The organism is Psittacicella gerlachiana, from assembly GCF_003585965.1.
Classification (GTDB): domain Bacteria; phylum Pseudomonadota; class Gammaproteobacteria; order Enterobacterales; family Psittacicellaceae; genus Psittacicella; species Psittacicella gerlachiana.
Genome location: NZ_NRJF01000095.1, coordinates 1 through 3,717 on the forward strand (window position 1 = coordinate 1; position 3,717 = coordinate 3,717).

General features: G+C 32.3%; 3 protein-coding genes. All 3 read right to left on the reverse strand.

All coding sequences use genetic code 11. The annotated features are described in order from the left end of the window. Positions 1-1,006: porin family protein (locus tag CKF59_RS03820; protein ID WP_147397108.1), on the reverse strand; the 1,006-nt coding region annotated here is incomplete at its 3' end. A gap of 130 nt (positions 1,007-1,136) precedes the next feature. Next, positions 1,137-2,279: a porin gene (locus CKF59_RS03825; RefSeq protein WP_119534656.1), complete on the reverse strand. Its 1,143-nt coding sequence runs from the start codon at positions 2,277-2,279 to the stop codon at positions 1,137-1,139. A 128-nt stretch (positions 2,280-2,407) separates the two neighbouring features. After that, positions 2,408-3,517 carry a porin gene (locus CKF59_RS03830; RefSeq protein WP_119534657.1) on the reverse strand — a complete coding sequence of 370 codons (1,110 nt, stop codon included), beginning with the start codon at positions 3,515-3,517 and terminating at the stop codon, positions 2,408-2,410. Positions 3,518-3,717: the final 200 nt, after the last annotated feature.

The following is a 3,717-nucleotide window of genomic DNA, read 5'->3' on the forward strand; positions in this document are numbered from 1 at the left end:
ATCCTAAAATATAGTTAAATTGTTTAATTTTTGATCCTGAGTAGATATCTCCTTGTTGTTTATTATGTACAAAAGATAAAGCAAAGTAAGGAGAGAAATATTGACTAAAGTAGTATTCACCTTTAAAAGCTAAAGACCAAGATTTTTCTTTAAAATAGTAGTTAGCAAAATTATTTTCGATAATATTTTGTTGTGATTTTTGATAAGCTAGATCAAATCCAAGAGTAAGATTGTTTATTAAAGATGAATTATAGTAAGCAAGGTCGTAAGAGTTAAAGATATTATTTACACGACTATTTATTTTGTTTTGAGTATTAGCATAAGTAACACTAAAGTAATGACCTAAATAGGTATAATTTGAATTAAAAGCTATTTGTGAGGTAGTGTTATTTTGACTATTTTTAGTTTGTGCAAAACTTACTCCACCATTTAGATTGTTTATGGATGGTAAATAATAAGTTATTGTAGAATCATAGTCACCCGCTGAAACTGAGAAAGCAGTAAATTTTAAGTTATTATCAAAAAAATCATATTGGAGATTATTTTGAAAACGATCATCAGCCACGGTGATATATTTACCATAAAGTAAAGTACCAACTTCAGGCTGAGATAAGTAAACATAAGCTCTATTTAAAGTAAAACCTTCTCGGTATTTTATCGAGCCTGTATTCTCGTAGAAATTATTGTAAGAGTATTTTTGTTTATAATTTAAATAGTAATGATCGAATCTTGTATAAAATCCATAAGTAAGGAGATTTTGGTCAAAAATCTTCCCCTGTACGCCTACTCTTGTACGTAAGAAATTGCTTTGAAAAATTAATTTATCTCTAGCAATATTGGAGTATTTTACCGTGCTATTTTCGTTGTGATATAAATATCTAATTTGAGCAAAGACATCTAATGAAGCTCCTGAGTCTCCATTGTCATAATCATATAGATTAATCGAAGCAAAGCTAGATGTAGTCATAAAACTTGCAAATAAGCAAGTTGCGAGAGTTTTTTTCATATCCTTTTTATCTGATGGCAAACAATTCAATAAAATATCTTGTCTAGTATATCAGATCACCTCTTAATTTTCATGAATATAAAATAGAAAAAGCAGGCAAATTGCCTGCTTTTTAAGATTCTAAATTAAATTAGAATGATACTTTTGCACCAACGTTGAAACCTTGGAAAGTATCTTTAGTATGACCTTCTACACCAACTGTTCTTTCTTTACCTTTAGAGTAGAAGTATTCACCAAATACAGTAACTTTTGCACTTTGGTATTTATAAACGTCAGAAGAAGCACCTACAGCAAGGTTGTAGTGTTTACTTTTTACTCTTTCAGAAGAGTAATTTACTTTTTCATTCACATATGCAACATTTAAGAAAGGTTGAACATATTGGAAACCTGTGTAAGAAACTTTACCAGCTAAAGACCAAGCTCTATGTTTTGTTGGATCTGTTGAGTCTGATGTATCATTGGTTTTTTGGTATGCAAAGTCAGCACCAAGAACGAAGTCTTGAACTAAACCATCGTTATAGAAAGCTAAATCATAAGAGTTAGCGTTCACAAGAGTTTGTCTGTCTGCACGGTCACGTGTATTTGCATAGATAAATACAACGTGGTTACCAGCTAAGTTGTAAGAAGCTTTAGCTGCTAATTGTTTAGTGTAAACATATTGTGAAGATTTATCTTCTGCATAGCTTAAACCACCTTTAACTCCGTAGAACTCTGGAGCTAAGTAAGTTGCAACAGAATCAAAAGCTCCTGTAGTTGCAGACCAAGCTGTAAATGAAGGTGTGCTATCACCGTATGAACCAAAGAAACCATGTTCTAAATCATCACCGAATTTATCATCAGCTACAGTAACATATTTACCGTATAAGAATGAACCAAAAGTAGGATGACTTAATTGAACATAAGCACGGTTAAGATCTACACCATTACGGCTATGATCTTTTTCTGCAACTTCACCACGAGTTTTTGAGTAGTTGTAAGCGTATCTAGTTTGGAAACGTGTATAGAAAGAGTAAGTTAAGTTATTTGAATCAGTGATACTACCGTAAACACCAAAACGTAAACGTCCTTGGCTTAATTTATTTGTAGTTTTATCGTATGAACTTAGAGTTGTATCTCTTGATTTATCTGTGAAACTACTATATACGTAACGAGCTTCTGCAAATACACCTAAGTTAGCACTTGTATTACCGTTAGAGTAAGAGTAAACATTTGTATTTGCAAATGCTGATGTAGCAACTGAAGCTACAGCTAAAGCTAATAATGTTTTTTTCATGGGAAAACCTATTCTATCTAAATTTGGCTGTGCCAAAAAAATTCTTGAGAGATAAAGAAATGAAAGACAGTGTCTTTCATCTCTTTATAAAATGAATTGTTTATAAAAGTACCAAATTAAAGTTATGATTAGAATGATACTTTAACACCTGCTGCATAAGCTGGAGCTTTAACTTTCGATTCTGTTCCAGAGTTCGAACCAGTACCTTTCGCTGTTGTATGTAAGTATACAGCTTCAGCAAATACACGAACATTTAGTGAATCATATTTGAATACATCAGATTGTACGCCTAAGTATCCACCCCATATATCATTTTTAACTGATAATGATGGAACTTTTAAGCTTTGGTAAGTAACACCAGCATATGGTTGGAAAAATTGGTTAAAGTTATATAAACCTTTAACTACAACTGAATGATGAGTATTTGTGCTTGTTGTTGTTTGAGTAGCTGCACCGTCTTTAAGTTGAACGCGTACATAATCATAAGCACCTGCTAAAGTTAAATCACCAACTTGTTGAACAACTGCAACTTCAGCTGCTTTTTTCTTAGTAGCATAGTAACCTGATGAGTTACGAGCATTTTCTAAAGCGAAAGTTGCTTTAACAACTGTGCCAGTTGAGAAAGCATAAGTACCTGCAAATGCATTTTGTACTACTTGACCTGTTAAACTGCTATATAGTTTACGGTTATAATCTGTATTTGCGTATGAGTACTCAAATACAAAGTTACCGAAAGTTGGAGAAGTCCAGTAAGCAACTTTATTACCTGTAGTACGTAAGTTTGCACGTAATGCAGTATCAAAATCTAAGAATTCTAGATCGCTATCAGCTGCACCATCAACAACAGTAGCTTGACGACCTAAAGATAATTTACCGAAGTTATCATTTGCTAAGTATACAAACGCACGGTCAAATACAAAGTATTGAGTTTCTGTTTTTAGTGGAGAAAGATTTGTTCTACTTACATGTCTCCAAAAATTATTTTGTACACGTAATTTGAAACCAAATGCTGTAGAATCAGCAACTCTAAAATCACCACCAAAAGCTACACGATAACGTGCTAAAGAACCTTTAGCTGTGTATTTTGAGTTGTCAGTTTTTGTTTGCTCATTAGCATATACATAACGTAAGTTACCGTCTACATATAAGCGAGCAACATCAGATTGGTATACAGTTGTGTTAGCGAAAGCTGAACCTGCTAAACCAGCTAAAGCTAAAGTTAATAAAGTCTTTTTCATATGAACCCTATAAGTTTTAAATAAGTTCATGTGTCATGAACTTATACCAAAATTCTATTTTTGGTTAATTGAACATTAAAGACATTTAAAATGTCTGTCCAAACAATTCTTTTTTAATTTGAGTCTTTTTGTGTGTTTCTACTTTACAAATTGCGTAGTTCACACAAGACAGCTAAGTAACGTAGATTATTATATTATAC